Origin of the sequence: Haladaptatus litoreus (assembly GCF_900156425.1) — an archaeon.
In the GTDB taxonomy this organism is placed as follows: Archaea; Halobacteriota; Halobacteria; order Halobacteriales; family Haladaptataceae; genus Haladaptatus; species Haladaptatus litoreus.
The window spans coordinates 253,576-270,638 of record NZ_FTNO01000004.1; the positions used below are offsets into that span (position 1 = coordinate 253,576).

A 17,063-nucleotide genomic window follows, 5' to 3' on the forward strand; every position below is an offset into this window, starting at 1 on the left:
TATTTATTATAAATTTAACTTGTTGGGGTGGTAGTTTTGGCTGTTTCGACGACAACAGACTTGGTTCGTTCCGCAGACTCATAAGCTGCTTCGACGACCGCGACGTCGTTGACGGCGTCTGCACCCGTTTTCAGTGGCGGTCGATTCTCGGCAACGGCGTCAACAAAGTCAGCGACAAGTCCCTCGTCAGGATTTGACCCCCAGTACACTGACTGAATCCCAGGGTCGCCAGTGTCACGTGTCTGCTTTATTTTTTGGTCGAAGCAGTCAATAGAGACGACTCCTTCTGTGCCAACAAGTCGAAGCGTCGCGTCCCCCCAGAAGTCCCATTCGTCGGGTTTGCTCCACGACCCATCGAGGACGAACTCCGTTCCGTCGGTGAGCGTCATCGAGAGGAGGTTCACATCCTCAACGGAAATGTCGTGGAACCGGGTATCTGTTTCGGCGTACACTTCCTGAACCTCTTCACCGGTAATCCAGCGCGCAATATCGAGGATGTGTACTGAGTGATCCATCACTGCACCACCGCCGGACGCTTCGCTGTCGACAAACCACCCACCGGGCATTTGTCCACGGTTCGTTCCGCTAAGGAATTTCAGCTCTCCAAGTACGCCATTTTCCATTGCAGCTTTCGCGTTCTGAACCGGTTGGCTGAAGCGAAGCGGCATCGCGACACCTAGGTTGATGTCCGCTTCGCGACAGATATTGACCATTTTCTGCGCTTCAGTAACAGTTGGTGCAAGGGGTTTCTCGCAAAGGATATCGACGCCAGCGTCGGCAGCGCGATCAACCCACGAAACGTGATCAGTGTTCGTCGAACAAACGATGACGCCGTCGGCTTCGGTGAGCAATTTGTCAGGTTCAAGGTAATTGACGCCGTACTCATCAGCTTTCGCACGTGTGTCGTCAACATGATTACCAACATCGGTAACACCGACAAACTCGACGTTCGACCGATCAGTTAGCGAAGCAGCATAGGAGTCAGCATGAAGATGCGCAGTCGAACAAATACCGATTCGTACAGTCATGCATCCACCTCCATAGGCGAAACGGGTTCACCACGTTCGCTTGACTCGATAGCTGCAAGCGCGATTCTGACCGCTTGACGTGCATCATCCGGGGAGATATCTGGATCACATCCGTTTTCGGCACAGTCGATAAAGTGTTCAAGTTCTTTCGTGTATGGACTCTTCGCCAGCGGACTAACAGGGGCATTTGTTCCCGCTGCGCCACCTGAGATCCGGATGGAATTCTCGTCTCGCGCGTCGAACTCTAACAGACCTTCATCGCCGGCAAGTTCATAGCTGGTAATAAAGGGTGACCCCTCTGGGTAGCCCCAAGATGCCTCCACCTGACCGGCCGTTCCATCTTCGAAGCGAAGCAGTACCGACGAGTGCTGATTTAGGTGACCGTCATCCCATTCGGTTGTGCGGGCAAACACACGATCAACATCACCAACAACCCAGCGAAGATAATCGAAGTCATGAATTGCCATATCGAGTAATACGCCCCCACTCTGCTCTTTGTCACCGAACCAGGAGTTAGTACCATATCGCGGTGGTGACGAAAAGCGCTCGGTATGAAATGTACCTAGCGTGCCGACTTCACCCGCGTCGATACGGCGTTTCGCCTCGACGTACTCAGGAAAGTATCGAAGGACATGTCCCGTCATAAAAGTGATGCTGGTGTTGCTCACTGTGTCGACGATCGCGTCTGCATCTTCAACAGTGCGAGCAAGTGGTTTCTCACAGAACACATTGAGTCCGTGGTCGACAGCCACCTCAACGAATGGTCGGTGCGTCGGCGTCGGTGTACAAATATCGACGGCTGTGATGTCAGCTTCGGCTATCATCTGCTCGGCATCGTTGTAGACATCAGCGTCTGGTGTGTTTTCGGCCGCGAAGGTCTCCCGGTCGTCGTCAAGCGATGCGACCGCAACCACCTCGGCATCGGTTATCTCTTGGTAACTGGTAGCGTGAGTCATGGCCATGAAGCCACTACCCACTAACCCGATTCGTTGCATCAGCTCTAATGTGCGGAACTATCCATATTAAAACTTCCCCAGCAACGAATCGACTTTAGATATTTGACCAAGTAGTCGTCGTCCCGGATGAAATGCCAATCCGGGCGAACCGGTCGCTTTTCTCAAACGCGGAACGGATGACCGACGGATCTTCAAGGAGATGATGCCGGAGATAGCTCCCACGAGCTCGTCCACCACCTGTCCGAGTGATTTCGAGCACTTCGAGGAATTCCCATTCTCGCAAGAGGTCGTGAATGCGCCGCTTCGAGAGTGTCTCCAAGCCCGACTCAGCGCAGATATCTTCATAGGCAGCGTACACCTCTGGTGTCTTAAACGTCCGTGTCTTCTCGACGAGTGCTAACGAGACAACTGCGAGTAGCGTCGCTTTCTGCTGGACCGTTGAACCAGCGAGAATCGCATTGACTCGATCACGCTCGGCTAGGTTATTAGCTCTGTGCACGTGCTGGACAGTGATTTTGTCTGCTTCGTTAATCGTGGCGAGTTCACCAGCGTGGCGAAGCAGGTTTATCGCCTTTCGTGCATCCCCGTGCTCATCTGCAGCGAGAGCTGCACACTCTGATACCACGTTGTCGGAGAGCACGCCACTGTTGAAGGCATTTGATCGACTTCGAATTATCGCACGAAGAGCGTCGCGATCATACGGTGTGAAGATGATTTCGCGCTCTTGTAGGCTGCTTTTGACACGCTCTCCGAGCCGATTTCGGTATTTGATCTTATTACTGATGCCGATAATGCCGACCGAACAGCGCTCTAGTTTGTTCGCTTCAGTCGCACGCGATAGCTGCATAAGGAAGTTTGTTCCCTTTAGCCGATCAAGTTCGTCGAGTACGATGAGCACGGCGTCGAAGCGTGCATCAAGAGCTTCCCAGAGAAGGCTGTAATACCGCGAATGTCCAAACCCAGTTTCGGGAACAACGAATCCACTCACCTCAGGATCGTTCAGTTCCTGTACTGTTGCCCTGATCGCACGGGTCTCGGTGTTCTCTTGTGAACAGTCGACGACAACGCGGCCAACCGAGACATCGTTCGCCGCCGCCTCGACGATTCGACGCGTCGTATATCGGGCACACAGTGACTTCCCGGTGCCTGTTTTTCCATATAGGAATACATTGTTTGGTGCTTCTCCTCCGATAGATGGATTGAGGGCGCTTGCCAGACGGCGAATCTCTTCGTTGCGAGCAACGATGTGATCAGATTCAGGGACGTACCCGACATTGAGGAGCTGTTTCTGTGAGAAGATGTGATCCTGCACACTAAATGCATCTCCAAGCGCGCTTGCGTTCTCGACTGGTTCGTCCCCCGTCATACTTTGACAATACAGACACATCCATGATAAATTTTGACAAAACATACATATCCGTGATAAATCCGAGGAAATTTCGGTCGTACAGGTTCGCTCCAGTCGTTTCTAGGATGTACCCCCTCCCCTCATTTCACCTGTAATAAATTACAACCCTATGATTGTAACAGAATGTGGAACCAGTACTGCCATATCCGTCATGAATAGTATAAAAACTAGTCAAGTAGATCACTGACTACATAAAATACGCTGTCGCGAAAAAGAACTAATTACACAGAGCCAAGAAACTCAGTGGCGGTCTTGTGGAGCGGAACGAAGCCTTCGGCGAATTCGACTCCCCGAGTCCGACCAAGTACTCGGGCTTCGGCGCGTACATCCTCAATGAGTCCATCGAACTCTGCATCGATGCCACCGTGCTCTTTGAGCCATTCGACCTGGGATTCGTGTTTGATAATCGCCTCTTCCTTCGTCGACTGGTAGTCACTGATATCAATGTACGTCTCGGGCGTGAACGAAGAGGTCGGCTTGCCAAAGTAATAGACGTTCTGTGGTTCCCACGGTTTTGACTCCGTCTCTAGTAGTGGGAGTGAACACATGTAGTACGCATCACTCACCAGCCGAGAAGTTGTTCGGTGATCAGGATGCATGTCGTCGCGGAAGTGGGTGAGCACGATGGACGGTCGATATTCGCGGAGTACGTCCACTAATTGAAGCCGATTCTCCATCGAATACGTGATTCGACCGTCCTCAAAATCAAGAAATACTGTTTCAGCGCCGAGCGTTTCAGCGGCGGCTTCAGCTTCATCTTCGCGTGTGGCTGCCAGTTGTGCTTCGGTTGTGTCGAAGCCGCCATACTCGCCACGCGTCATGTAGATTATCGTCACGTCGTCGCCACGGTCAGCGTGCTTAGCGAGCGTCCCGCCACAGAAGATATCGGCGTCATCAGGATGTGCAACTATTGCTGTGAGATGCATACGCAAGGAAATTCAAGCCAAGCCGATAATAAGTATTGTGCCGCCACTAGTCGCTGACACAATATTTGATATCATCATGATTCACACATAGACGAGAAGCAAGGGTCGACACCGTGCTACTCGCGCTACGAAAACAGATGATTAAGATCGGAACAGACGCGCGGTAGCATTCGTTCGGGTGCCGTTCGGTACGGTGGCACTTCGGCGGTCACCCATCCGTCATAGCCAATGGCTGTCAGCGCCTCATTGACAGCTATCCAGTCGACGTCGCCTTCCAATGGGTAAGTGAAGGCGTCTATCGTATCAACGTCGGTTCGGTAATCCTTTACGTGAATACGCTTGATTCGTTCGCTCAGGATTCGAATCCATTGCTCAGGGTGGCCAAACCGCTTGACATTTCCCACGTCAAAGTACGCCCCGACCGGTCCGGATTTCGATGCGTGGTCGATGAATTCGGCAAACTCTAACGGCGAGAGCAGAAAGTCGTTCCAGACGTTTTCTATGCAGATGGTTACCTCATATTTAGACCCAACCACAGCGAGACGCTGAACTGAGTCTAGCGCACGATCGTATGCCTTGTCGTACGGTGTCTCTTCATCGACGACAGCTGGAACGATAAGCACGGCTCCAGCATCGAGCGTATCTGCAACTTCAATCATCCGTTTGCCTGCTTCGATGCCAGCCTTACGTGTCTCTTTATCTGCACTCGATAACTGTTGCTCCCAGTGAAGCGTTGTCGAGATGGCAGGAACATCGAGCTCTAGTTCATCAATTCGGTCGGCCAATTCATCGACTGCCTCGTCATCCCACAGCGGTCCGTCGACGGTCAGGTTCGGTTCAATTCCGTCATACCCAGCGTCTGCGAGGAGTTCCGCATTCGTGTGGAGACTATTCTCTGGGAACCCCATTTGATTGAGTGCAAACTTCATGCACACCAACATCCCCTCTATGCTGATTTATAGATTTGCGTGACAACTACTTTCTCCGTGCAAAAACGGATATTTATAACATCTCCTAAACGAGATATGAGAGAACGTGACACTCTCAATGGGATTCATCGGCGCCGGAGGTATCGCCTCGGTTCACTTAGAAACGCTTGACAATGCGATAGACGAGGGATTGAAAACCCACAATGGAAACAGTATCGATGTAGAGCTGGCAGCCATCGCCGACGTAGATGAAAGCCGAGCACGGGAGGCAGCTGCCTCTCGCAATGCCGCGACCTATACTGATGGAGTGGAACTTCTCCAGTCCGAATCGATTGATGCGGTCGTGGTGGCTGTTCCGCCGTTTGCCCATGGCGAATATGAACGGACGGCGGCGAAGTACGGCGTTGACCTCTTCATTGAGAAGCCAGTTGATCTCTCTATCGACACAGCACGCGAGACGGCGCGACGAATTGAGGAATCGAATATCCTCGCACAGGTTGGCTACGTCTGCCGCTATGGACGGATAACAGATCGAGCATTGGAGCTGCTTGACGGCCGTCAGATTGGTCACATCGATAGTACGTATTGGGCTCCTATCCCCGAAACCTCGTGGTGGCGAGAGCAGGCATGTTCAGGCGGACAAATCGTCGAACAGTCGACACACGTGTACGATCTACACCGATACCTTGCAGGTGAAGTAACGGATGCAACTGGAAGCGGAACCGACCAGTTGCTCGTCGACGAAATCGACTTTCAGGACGCGACATCAGTGACGCTTGACCATGAATCAGGTACCGTTTCACATATTTCCTCGACCTGCACCTCTCCGACCTTCCGTTTCGAGGTGCGCATCAGCGCCGAAGATGCATATCTCGAACTTGACTACTCTGATCACTCGCTCTCGGGAACCGTCGACGGCGACGTAGTTCAGTTCGAGACCGATGACGATTGGTATTCTCGAGAGTTCGAGGCATTCATTCGTGCGGTAGCTGAGCGTGGCAGAGCTCGGTCAGGGACGTCGAAAGGCATCGACGTGCGTTCGGATTTCGAAGATGCAGTAAAAACACTTGATCTCACCCTTACCGCACGCGAAGTTTCTGAATCGTGCAAGTGACATCATGTGGATAGTCTATGGCGACAATCATCCTCAACTCATGAAGTTACCTGTAAATTTATTATGGTTGATCGCAATTCGCCATGTAGTGACTTCGCATGGGTAAGTTAGACATCCGCAACTTACGGAAAGAGTTCGCGGACGAGAATCAGTCGATCATTGCAGTTGACGACCTAAATATCGACGTTGAAGATGGAGAGTTCCTCATCTTTGTCGGTCCGTCAGGGTGCGGGAAGTCGACAACGCTTCGTTGTATTGCGGGGCTGGAATCAGTCACCAGTGGGGAAATCTTCCTCAACGGAGACTCTATCACGAATCAACCGCCTACCGAGCGCGACATTGCAATGGTATTCCAGAATTACGCGCTGTACCCGCATATGTCCGCCCGAAAAAACATCGGATTTGGGCTGAAGATGTCGACCGATATGTCGCAAGACGAGATCGGTCAACGCGTAGAGCAAGTAGCGGAGATGATGGGTATCAACGACTTACTTGACAAGAAGCCTGGAGAACTCTCTGGAGGCCAACAGCAACGTGTCGCGCTTGGACGCGCCATTGTCCGAGAACCAGAAGTATTCCTGATGGACGAACCGTTATCGAACCTTGATGCGAAACTTCGAACGACGATGCGTACAGAGCTTCAGAACCTCCAACAGGATCTCGGGATCACCACGATCTACGTTACGCACGATCAGACTGAGGCGATGACAATGGGTGACCGAATCGCAATCCTTGACGGTGGTGAGCTCCAGCAACTCGGGACGCCGCTGGAGTGTTATTACGAGCCGAACAACCGATTCGTCGCCGGCTTCATTGGATCTCCGTCGATGAACTTCTTCGACGTCGAGTACATTAACGGAACACTGGTTCACGACGGCTTCCAGCAGGAACTGTCACAGGAAACCCGTGAAGAGCTTGTCGGGCACGAAGGTCCATTGACGCTCGGTGTTCGTCCCGAAAGCCTCGAAATCGCTACAGGCAACGAACACGGCTCGATTTCGGCTCCGGTTTCTGTGACGGAACCGATGGGAGAGATCACCTACGTTTACGTGGACATCGGCAACAAACGGTGCACTGTGACACTCAGCGGAGAGCAGGTGGTCGAGACCGGAACGACGCTCAACCTGCTCATCCCCGAGGAAAAGATGCATCTCTTCGATGCCGACACCGGCGAGACGATCAAATCGCGAAACGTTTCCGCAGCTACCAACGTCGACATCAACGCTCGCGCCTGAGTCCGATATTCGCACATATGACGCTTATGTGTGCTTTATCCAAACTGGCAAGGCTCTGCCTAGATATGTTATAGCGTACCTAAGGTTTATTATACATCACCTGTATGTTCTCTCAAGGGTAGCATGAGCAATAGAGATCTTACTCGACGACAGATCATCACTATGACCGGTGCAGCCGGTGCGGCAAGTTTGGCTGGCTGTTCGGGCAGTGGTAATGGTAACGGCAACGGAAATGGCTCCGGTAACGGAGGCGGAAACGGTGACTCATCGGCGATGCTGTGGGCGTGGAACGATCCTGGTCTTTCACCAATTCGTGAAGAACAGGCAAAGAATCTTGCACAAAAGAGCGACAAAATATCCGACATCACCTGGGAATACTATCCATTCGAGAACTACTTAGCGAAGGCAACAACGGCCATCCCTGCCGGGAACGCCCCAGATAGTCTGGCGCTCTCGGTTCTCTGGGTTCCACGGTTTGCAGACAAAGGCGTTGCACTTAACCTCGAAGAAAACGGTTTCAATTCGGACGATTATGTTTCGGCTGCAAGGAGTAACGCCAGCTACAATGGAACGCTGTGGGCAGTGCCATGGTATGCAGACTGTCGCTTAGTTGCAATAAACAAGAAGATGTTCAAGGATGCAGGGCTGGAAGTACCCGACCCAACGCACCGTCCCAGTTGGGAAGAGTTCGGCTCCTGGGTCGACGAGCTAGCTAAAGCGCATGGTACCGCCTACTCAATGTCGGCAGGCGAGGGTTTTGACTGCTTCGTACTTTCGAATGGGAGCGGCTATCTCAATGAAGACGGGACCAAAGCGACGATTAACAACGATGCCGCACTTGAGGCGGCGAACTTCCTGCAATCTAAAATCGTTGATGATGAATCAATTATTGCGCGCAACCCAGGCGGAACGATGGCTATTGAGGATCTCCTCGCTGGGGAGTCGGCAATGTGTTTCGCCGGATCCTGGCACTATCCGCGTCTGCGCGACAGTGGACTTGACTGGCAATACATTCCATACCCAAGCGGCCCAAAAGTAGACAAAAGCCACACATGGAGTGCAGGCGTGTTCTATAGTATTCCGAGTCGTGGCGGTGCGAATCAGGATATTGGACTCGAGTGGCTGAACTACGTTAACTCCATGGAAGTGCAGAAAACGGTGACAAAATCCATGGGTGGCTTCCCCGGTCGTAAGGACGCATATGAAACAGACACTTTCAAGCAATTCATCAAGGACAATCCAAAGCTGAAGCCGGTTGCCCAAGAAATGGAGAATACGGTTTCGTTCCCAAGCCACCCGGAAGTGTCGAAAATGTGGGATAGTGTTCATACAGAGGCACAGGCAATGTGGCAGGGAAAAGATCCAAAACAGGCGCTTGACAAGGCAGCCCAAGACATCAACGCGTTGCTCTAATCATGGCACAATCAGAAGGATTACAGCGAATTCGACGCCGCTTTGATGGCTATCTATCCAACAATACTGCCAGTATAACTGACACTGATTTATCCTGGTACGCCATCGTCCTACCGAAAGTGGTTCTCTTCGCGGCGATCCTCCTTGTGCCGTTTCTTGGGGCGTTTTACATCAGCCTCCATGAGTGGGCGCCGCTAGCACAGTCGCATCCCTTCGTCGGTCTCGACAATTATGTACGACTGTTCAACGACCCGATCTTTTGGAACGCGATTATCAACACTGCAGGATACAGCTTCGCGCTACTCGTCATTGACGTGCCCATCGCATTGGGGTTAGCATTATTATTGAACATGAACCTCCGTGGGACGAAGTTCTACTCTGGTGCGATTTTCCTTCCTGTCGTAACGTCATGGGTCGTCGTTTCACTCATCTGGTCGTGGCTCTACAATCCTGAGTACGGTTTGTTAAACACTGCCTTAGGAGCGATCGGATTACCACAATTATCATGGCTTCAGAGTTCGGACACAGCGTTGGCATCGATCGCACTCATGAGCATCTGGAAACACATTGGCTTCAACATGGTCATTTTCCTTGCTGGGCTGAAAGGTATTCCAGACGATTTCTATGAAGCAGCGATTGTCGACGGGGCGAATCGCTGGGAGCGCTTCCGTTACATCACACTGCCACTTTTGAAGCCAACGACATTCTTTGTGGTCGTCGTGACACTCATCTTCTCGTTCCGCGTCTATACACAAGTATACGTGATGACGCAGGGCGGGCCGGTGCGATCAACCTACACCATCGTCTATTATTTCTGGCAGACAGGGTTCCAGCAGTTCGAAATGGGGTATGCAAGTGCGATCGCAGTTGTGCTGTTCCTCATCGTCTTCGGGTTGAGTACTCTGCAACAGCGAACCTGGGGTGATAACGTTGAGTACTGACGGACTTGAGTTCGACGACAATCGACCAAGCGTTGAACAAGAGAAGTCGTGGTATGATCTGTTAGCAAAGGGTGTCGCCCATCTGATCCTAATCGCGACAAGCGCGATCATGACGATCCCGTTCATCTGGGCGTTTCTCACCTCTCTTAAGCCCGAAAACGAGATATTCACCACTATCAAGCAAATAATCCCAGCGAATCCGACGTTTGCCAACTACATCAATGTCTGGATGCAGAACCCACTAGACCGTTGGATACTCAATAGTCTCATATTGGCAGTTGGTGTTGTGTTCTTTACACTAATTCTAGACACACTCGCTGGATATGCCCTTGCGAAGGGTGATTTCAAGGGCAAATCACTTGTTTACACTCTTGTTATCGGAACGCTTGTCATTCCACCTCAAGTGGTGCTCGTCCCCCTGTATTTGGAGATGAATGCGCTAAATTGGTCGAACACATATTGGGCGATTATGGTATTGTATATCGCCAACCCGTTTGGAACGTTCATGATGCGTCAGTTCTTCCTTGGCGTTCCAGACTCACTTCTTGAGGCAGCACGGATGGACGGCTGTAGCACAATTCAAATCTACACGCGTATTATGCTGCCATTGGCGAAGCCGGCGCTCTCGTCGTTGGGTGTATTCACCTTCATCTTTGTCTGGGGAGCGTTTCTTTGGCCCTTAGTCATTCTCAACGACTCGGCGATGTATCCTCTACAGGTCGGTATCGGACTGCTCACCGGACGGTACAGCTCTCAGTGGGGACAGCTACTTGCGGCGGTCATCCTAGCTGCATTACCTGTCATGGCCGCGTATTTGCTCGCGCAGCGAACCTTTATGGAAGGTATCGCACTCACGGGAGGGAAAGGGTAGATGCTTCCTGACATTCCCTCCATCGTGTTGCGTCTCGGCTATTCTGGAAAGAACGAACCAGTCGTCGGTGGTGCGCTTGTCTTTCTTGTCGCCGCAATCGGCGTACTGTATATGTCGTTTGTCCGTGATGAGATGGACGCCGGACCGCTGATGAAAATTGGGGGTATTCTCCTCCTCGGGATGGCGCTCTTAGCGTACTTCTGGCCGATGCGTCCGTGGCCGCACTAAAGGACGCGGATGCCGCTTTGGCAAACAGGGAATAGCTTAGATCGCTATGCACTGTCTAGTTAAGCGATTCTGTTGTAGAGTAGCGTCTAACGGGCTCTACCGGGCGCGTCTAACAAATCCATTTCAGCCATTGTTACGACATTATTGGTAATGCTCTCGAATTTTAGCGTCCCACAGCGCAACCGATCTTATCCTCTAAAGTATTTCATTAATGGTCGGTGCATAAAATCTTGACAACCGTACCGCTGACGCTCGGTTTCCCTTATCTAGACAGTGCCCGATAGCCGGACGAACATCCATCGCAATCCTGAATTCGTTCGACGACTCGGAATTGACCCCACGACGCGGGATATAGTCGTCCTAAAGAGTGGGTATCTGAGCCCGGCCTGGAAAGACACTGCTGCAAAACGACTCTTCGCGTTGACACCTGATGAGACCAATCAGCGACTTACTGTACTGCCGTATGAGCGTATTCCACGTCCTCTCTATCCACTAGACGATGACACGACATGGTCGCCATGAAGTGAGCGTCTATTCCAAGTGACAAGCTCGCGAAGAATCAGACGATCCGTTGGCGCAAATGACTCACTGTGTGTCAAATTCGACAACAGTTTTGATAATGTCGTCACCTGTCTTAAACGCTGCTTCAGCCTCTCTGGGTGCGTATACACCAGTGACAAACTCATCGAAGAACCAGTTAGGAAATTCCGCGAGTCGCGTTTTCGCAGCTTCAAACTGCCTGACATTGGAGTTAACGCTGCCGAATAGTGCTTTGTTTTTTAATACAATTTCGCGGTGCAGTCGCCCGCCATCGACCTCAAATTCCCAATTACTCGGGATCCCAAGTAGTGCACCAACACCGTTCGGCATGAGCGCATCTACTGTCTCAAAAGCGTGCTTTGCATATCCTGTCGCTTCATAGACGAGGTCAACTGCCTCATGAGCGTCAGGCATCATATTCACTGATGTTTCGCGGGAGTCGACATACGTGCTGCCGAGACGCTCGATGATTTCGATGGTTGGGTCGGGACGGTCGCGTCGGCCGAGACAGTAGTTTCGCTCAAATGGTGACGACGGTGTCTCTAACATAGCAAGCGTAAGAAGACCGAGCGGCCCGTTGCCAAGTACGAGTGCCGACTCTGGGTCCCACTCGAATGCCGAGCGGGAGGCGAAGGCATGTTCGAACGCCTTCTCAGAGTTTGATATCGGCTCGACCAGAAAGCCATATTCCGCAAATGAATCAGGGACGGAAACAAGAAACTCCGGCGAACTCGTGAAAAACTCGGACATGTATCCGTGCGCGCCAACAATGCCCCGCTCAACATAGTGTCCGTCGGATGCCATGTCTGGTTCACCCTGCTTGAAGTAGTCGTTTGTCCCGTCCGGTGGTCGACGGACGGTCGGTACGACGAGTTCGCCTTCTTCGAGGTCAGTACCGTTGGGATCTTCGACGATGGCAACGGCTTCGTGACCGAGAATTTGGTAGTCATCTCCCTCTGGATACCCACCATGATTTCCTTGTATTACTTCATGGTCTGTACCATCGATGCCAACCCGCAGTGTTCGGAGGAGGGCCTCGCCTGCTTCGGGTATTGGATCAGGTACTTCGGCGAGTTCCGGATGAGAGTTACCACGTCTCACAATGATTGCTATCATTTGATGGCTCCTCCGACCGACGCTATGAGACCGCATCGGTTTGTTAGACAGTTGTCCGTACTGCCATTAGATAACATATATTGTTCATTCATTTGGTAAATAATAAACACTTCGACGATGTGAAGTGGATTTGCACAAAATATTTTCAAACTCAGCCAAAAGTGGGGAGGTTATTTCCGATCAATTTGAGTTACCGCTCTTGAAAGTGGTAACAAGGAAAAGCAACTTAGCAAATCACTAAACAAGAACAGTTAATCACTATCTTCTATTCCCCAATTGAAAAGCACAGAGCTTGTTATCAATCGAATTTTCCAAAAATGGCCAGTTTCTCTAGTGGGCATCGCGGCAGATGTAGCTAGGTATATACAAAGTAGCAACTCATTAGGCAAATCGATTCAATCGTCGTAATGAATTAGGCAAATCGATTCAATCGTCGTAATGAATCGGCGTTATGTAGAGTTCTAATAGACCTAATTAGTGACTTTGATTTTTAGGTAGTTGATTCAAACAGATGTTCTGGAGAGGGCTAGAGAACCATACAGACCGATATACTCACCCATGCTGCTTACTTTAATGATTGGCTCTTGGACATATACATATGAATCCAAATACTTGTATAGCGGGTTCAGTATCGATTCTTGGTTATTTAGTACGACGCTCCCACTAAGCGTCACTAAGCCAGGATTGTACGCATTAATTAAATTACCCATGCCAGCAGCATTATATCTTCCAATGCGATCGAGATAATCTCTTGCAACATTGTCTCCTTGTGCTGCTTCGTAAAAGAGATCTTTCGCACTCAGATCAGTATATGAATAAAGTGAAGAATCTCTAGCTTCTTCTGCTAATTTCTGTATCACGAACGAAGGTATTCCACGGCCAGAACAATACGCTTCCCACGCACCTCTCACTCCACAGCTTCTATGCTCACTTGAATAGTCAACAGTAAAGAGACCAATTTCAGAACTTTGTCCATTTTCCCCTGTTAGTAGGTTACCGTTTTGAATAACGCCACCACCAATTCCTGTAGAAATTGAAACATGTGCAACTGTATTATATCCATTTCTTTCTCCAAAAACCCATTCTCCTAACACAGCACTATTACAATCATTCTCCAAGAGCGTTCGAATATTATATTTACTCTCAATTTCATCTACTATTCGAATATTAGTATATTCTGAGGCATCTGATGAGTCAAAGCTAGTTATTACACCCTCTTCTTTATCGATGAGACCCGTACTAGAAATACTGACATATCTAATGTCGAATTTGTCGAACGATTGGGCCCATTGAACAATTTCATCAATTTGATCGAGAAGTCTATCCGCTTTTGTAGATTGACAGTTGACCTCTGTGATAAATTCGCCGTCCTGTGTACCAATAACAGCCTGTAATCGTGTACTTCCAATATCTATCGCAAGAACTTTTTCTTGTAACCCCATTCGCGACTCAGTCATTGTCATTAATCAATGAGCCTACCCTCGATAAATAGCTTCATAAGCTAATTCCTATTTATCTGGCTTTAATCTACAGGTCCTCGTAGTTTTCATTGATGATGAGAACTACCTCGGCGACACTGTGTGCTAATAGTGTAGCTTTTGATTCGAGTGATTTATTATTAGGTAGTGGAACTTTTTGAGATGGAAGCAGACGAGCTTCATCCACAGGCAAAGAACGCCCTCAAACGCCACCAACGATTTTCACTCCCTCATAGTGAGCGTGGTCTTCATTTCTTCCGACTGTTCAGCCGCGCCGCCAGCTGGATTCTAAACCGAAATCCTCCAGCAGTCGGAGCAACCGTCGAACGAACGATTCCCGGTCCAGATGGATCACTCTCGACGAAATTGTATCTGCCACAAGAATCTGGATCGTTCCCAACGATCGTGTTCTTCCACGGCGGTGGGTTTGTCCTTGGGAATTTAACGACACATGATGTGCTTTGCCGGCAATTGACCCGCCAAAGCAGGTGTGCTGTACTGTCGGTTGCATACCGTCTCGCTCCGGAACATCCATTTCCAGCCGCTGTCGAAGACGCATACACAGCCGTACAGTGGGCAGCAGCGAACCCATCAGCGATCAATTCGACAGGACAACTCGCAGTGGCTGGCGATAGTGCGGGTGGAAACCTAGCGGCTGTGAGTTCACTCATGGCAGCCGAACGTAACGGGCCCGATATTGCATATCAAGCATTATTGTATCCGGCTATCGGAGCGAAAGCCGATCAGCAATCGATTGAAAAGCATTCTGGAATTGTGTTAGACAAAAAAGACTTGCAGTGGTTTCGAGATTGTTATTATGGTAATGAAATTCATGAGCGAAACCCATACGCAGACCCAATTAATGCAGGCGATCTTTCATCTGTGGCGCCAGCGACGATTATCACTGCTGGATTTGATCCACTTCGAGACGGTGGCAAAGCGTATGCATCGCAACTGGTTAATGATGGAGTCTCGGTTCAGTATCGTAACTACGAGGACATGATCCACGGATTTATGCTGAATAGAAATATTGACCGAGCTCATGAAGCAACTGCAGTTGTCGGAAGCGATCTCGCGGACGCGCTTTTGTCTTGTTAATATCCATACCTACCGTCGGTTGATCAATTGGACATCAGAAGTTAGTCGACATGGCGGTGCATATCTACGTTCCGCCGCTATCCGTATCGCTTTATGATTTCGGGTACGTCACTAAATATGAATGTATTTATCATCGGTGGGACTGGACTGATCAGTTCTGCTATTGTCGATCAGCTTGTGGATAGGGATGAATCTGTGACCGTATTTACGCGGGGAATTCACGATACTTCCCTACCTACGAGCGTCACACACATACGGGGTGACAGACACGACACAGATGCCCTCAAAACGGCTGTCGCGGACACCAACCCCGATGTACTAATCGATATGGTCTGTTTCTCACCTGAGACCGCACAAGCGACGGTTGATGCTGTTGCATCCTTCGTCGACCAGTACGTCTTCTATAGTACCGTTGACGTTTACCATCGACCACCCGAACACAATCCTATCACGGAGAACGCTGCTAGATACCCGAATATTAGCGAGTATGGACGAAAGAAAGCTGCCGCCGAAGACGTGTTCATGGATGCTTCTAAGCAGGGGCTGTTTGAGACAACCGTCCTCCGACCGTGGAGTACGTACGGTGAGGGCGGGAATGTCCTCCATACGTTCGGGGACGACACATACTATCTCGACCGGTTACGTGCAGGGAAGCCAATTATCGTCCACGGCGACGGGACCTCGCTCTGGGGGCCCTGTCACCGTGATGACGTTGCCCGTGCGTTCGTGAACGCCCTCGGGAACGAAACTGCGTTTGGCGAAATGTATCACGTTACGAGCGAGGAATTCATCACATGGAATCAGTATCACTGCCGTGTCGCCCGTGCTATGGATGCACCTGAACCGGAGTTAGTACATATCCCGACCACCGTTCTCCGTACAGTCGCTCCTGAGCGAACCAAGATGCTTCGTGACCATTTCCAGTTCTCAACAACATTTGACAACAGCAAAGCCAGGCATGATCTAGACTATGAATACACAATAAATTTCGAGACTGGTATCGCTCGGACGATTGAGTGGCTCGACGAACGCGACCAAATCAAAAACTGGAACACAGAGCCGTTCGATGATACGCTCGTCGAGGAATGGCAGGCGGCCAGGAATCACATGGCGACGGATCGGTGAAACCTCCGTTTTTGGCAAGAGGGTGGTGTGTTGCGTCGAAATCTGATGGGTGATGACTGATGCGTGACATCCTCCCCCGTCGTTGACGACGAGGTTTCCTCTCGAAGAGAAATACCAGACTGCTGGGACGGTTTTTCGACTCATACGTGCCAAGCGTCATCTGCGTAGGTGCGCTCCGCTTAGGTGGTCTTACTCCATGGGGCATTCAGTTGGCTGTAGCTATGGTTTGTGAAATTGGAGCTTACGCGATTCACGTCCGCCATTTACGGCGGAATTTTTTCGCTGTTGAAAGATAACGTGAACTACCCCGCCCTACGCGCTTCGCGCTGCTCGCTCTTTTTGGGAGGGGCTTAGCGTCTATATTCAGCTAAAAAACACGATTAGACGTTATTCATTCGCTGTCGGGTTTCAGTTTCGCACTGTGTACATTCTGTGATTCGGTACGGTTCCCGCGAGTACGCAACAGTCTCCTCTTTGTCACTTTCTGTGACAAGGTCAACTGTTACAGTGTGGGGAGTTTTCGCCGCACAATTTTCGCATTGTTCAACTATTTTGGTGGAGTCTAACTGTGGTGTAGACATTGCAGTTCATTCTGGAGGACTTGGCAGCTTCACTATACCCTAGCCGGTGTTGAACCTGCTTTTCGCTCGTTATATT

At 50.4% G+C, this 17,063-nt stretch carries 17 protein-coding genes; 9 read left to right on the forward strand and 8 right to left on the reverse strand.

The window, feature by feature from the left end; genetic code table 11:
- Positions 1–14 precede the first annotated feature (14 nt).
- From BW974_RS17465 to BW974_RS17485, 5 genes are all read right to left on the reverse strand, one after another.
- Positions 15–1,028 (reverse strand): Gfo/Idh/MocA family protein, encoded by a 1,014-nt coding sequence (locus BW974_RS17465; RefSeq protein ID WP_076431518.1) that lies wholly within the window; start codon positions 1,026–1,028, stop codon positions 15–17.
- The gene (locus tag BW974_RS17470; protein ID WP_076431519.1) at positions 1,025–2,023 is read right to left on the reverse strand and encodes a Gfo/Idh/MocA family protein; all 999 of its coding nucleotides are present in this window, start codon (positions 2,021–2,023) and stop codon (positions 1,025–1,027) included. Before BW974_RS17470 ends, BW974_RS17465 begins: the two co-directional genes overlap by 4 nt.
- Positions 2,024–2,078: 55 nt before the next feature.
- Positions 2,079–3,350 carry an orc1/cdc6 family replication initiation protein gene (locus BW974_RS17475; protein ID WP_076431520.1) on the reverse strand — a complete coding sequence of 424 codons (1,272 nt, stop codon included), beginning with the start codon at positions 3,348–3,350 and terminating at the stop codon, positions 2,079–2,081.
- A 263-nt stretch (positions 3,351–3,613) separates the two neighbouring features.
- On the reverse strand, positions 3,614–4,318 hold the full coding sequence (locus tag BW974_RS17480) for a PIG-L deacetylase family protein (RefSeq protein WP_076431521.1): 705 nt from the start codon (positions 4,316–4,318) through the stop codon (positions 3,614–3,616).
- A gap of 125 nt (positions 4,319–4,443) precedes the next feature.
- Positions 4,444–5,247: a sugar phosphate isomerase/epimerase family protein gene (locus BW974_RS17485; RefSeq protein WP_076431522.1), complete on the reverse strand. Its 804-nt coding sequence runs from the start codon at positions 5,245–5,247 to the stop codon at positions 4,444–4,446.
- A gap of 106 nt (positions 5,248–5,353) precedes the next feature.
- Between BW974_RS17485 and BW974_RS17490 the strand changes: the two genes are divergently transcribed.
- From BW974_RS17490 to BW974_RS27265, 7 genes are all read left to right on the forward strand, one after another.
- Positions 5,354–6,361, forward strand: a complete 1,008-nt coding sequence (locus tag BW974_RS17490) for a Gfo/Idh/MocA family protein (protein WP_076431523.1) — start codon at positions 5,354–5,356, stop codon at positions 6,359–6,361.
- Positions 6,362–6,459: 98 nt separating this feature from the next.
- Positions 6,460–7,596 (forward strand): ABC transporter ATP-binding protein, encoded by a 1,137-nt coding sequence (locus tag BW974_RS17495; RefSeq protein ID WP_076431524.1) that lies wholly within the window; start codon positions 6,460–6,462, stop codon positions 7,594–7,596.
- A gap of 162 nt (positions 7,597–7,758) precedes the next feature.
- A complete protein-coding gene (locus BW974_RS17500; protein WP_217694359.1) occupies positions 7,759–9,009 on the forward strand; it encodes an extracellular solute-binding protein in 1,251 nt (416 codons plus the stop codon).
- 2 nt (positions 9,010–9,011) lie between these two features.
- Positions 9,012–9,950, forward strand: a complete 939-nt coding sequence (locus tag BW974_RS17505) for a carbohydrate ABC transporter permease (RefSeq protein ID WP_076431526.1) — start codon at positions 9,012–9,014, stop codon at positions 9,948–9,950.
- Positions 9,931–10,821, forward strand: coding sequence for a carbohydrate ABC transporter permease (locus tag BW974_RS17510; protein WP_084186358.1), 891 nt, complete (start codon positions 9,931–9,933; stop codon positions 10,819–10,821). The genes BW974_RS17505 and BW974_RS17510 overlap by 20 nt, the downstream gene beginning before the upstream one ends.
- Positions 10,822–11,049 carry a hypothetical protein gene (locus tag BW974_RS17515; RefSeq protein ID WP_076431527.1) on the forward strand — a complete coding sequence of 76 codons (228 nt, stop codon included), beginning with the start codon at positions 10,822–10,824 and terminating at the stop codon, positions 11,047–11,049.
- A 273-nt stretch (positions 11,050–11,322) separates the two neighbouring features.
- On the forward strand, positions 11,323–11,571 hold the full coding sequence (locus BW974_RS27265; RefSeq protein ID WP_076431528.1) for an MlrC C-terminal domain-containing protein: 249 nt from the start codon (positions 11,323–11,325) through the stop codon (positions 11,569–11,571).
- A 63-nt stretch (positions 11,572–11,634) separates the two neighbouring features.
- On the opposite strand, the gene BW974_RS17525 is transcribed toward BW974_RS27265, so the two are convergent.
- Positions 11,635–12,705 carry a glucose 1-dehydrogenase gene (locus BW974_RS17525; RefSeq protein ID WP_076431529.1) on the reverse strand — a complete coding sequence of 357 codons (1,071 nt, stop codon included), beginning with the start codon at positions 12,703–12,705 and terminating at the stop codon, positions 11,635–11,637.
- 503 nt (positions 12,706–13,208) lie between these two features.
- Positions 13,209–14,162: an ROK family protein gene (locus BW974_RS17530; RefSeq protein ID WP_175609731.1), complete on the reverse strand. Its 954-nt coding sequence runs from the start codon at positions 14,160–14,162 to the stop codon at positions 13,209–13,211.
- A 183-nt stretch (positions 14,163–14,345) separates the two neighbouring features.
- Here BW974_RS17530 and BW974_RS17535 point away from each other — a divergent pair, with 183 nt between their 5' ends.
- Complete coding sequence (locus BW974_RS17535) at positions 14,346–15,281, forward strand: alpha/beta hydrolase (RefSeq protein WP_076431530.1); 936 nt, start codon at positions 14,346–14,348, stop codon at positions 15,279–15,281.
- Positions 15,282–15,398: 117 nt separating this feature from the next.
- A complete protein-coding gene (locus BW974_RS17540) occupies positions 15,399–16,406 on the forward strand; it encodes an NAD-dependent epimerase/dehydratase family protein (RefSeq protein ID WP_076431630.1) in 1,008 nt (335 codons plus the stop codon).
- Positions 16,407–16,786: 380 nt separating this feature from the next.
- Here the strand turns inward: BW974_RS17540 and BW974_RS27540 are convergent, their stop codons facing one another.
- Entirely contained in the window at positions 16,787–16,987 is a 201-nt protein-coding gene (locus tag BW974_RS27540; RefSeq protein ID WP_076431531.1) for a DUF7835 family putative zinc beta-ribbon protein, read from the reverse strand.
- Positions 16,988–17,063: the final 76 nt, after the last annotated feature.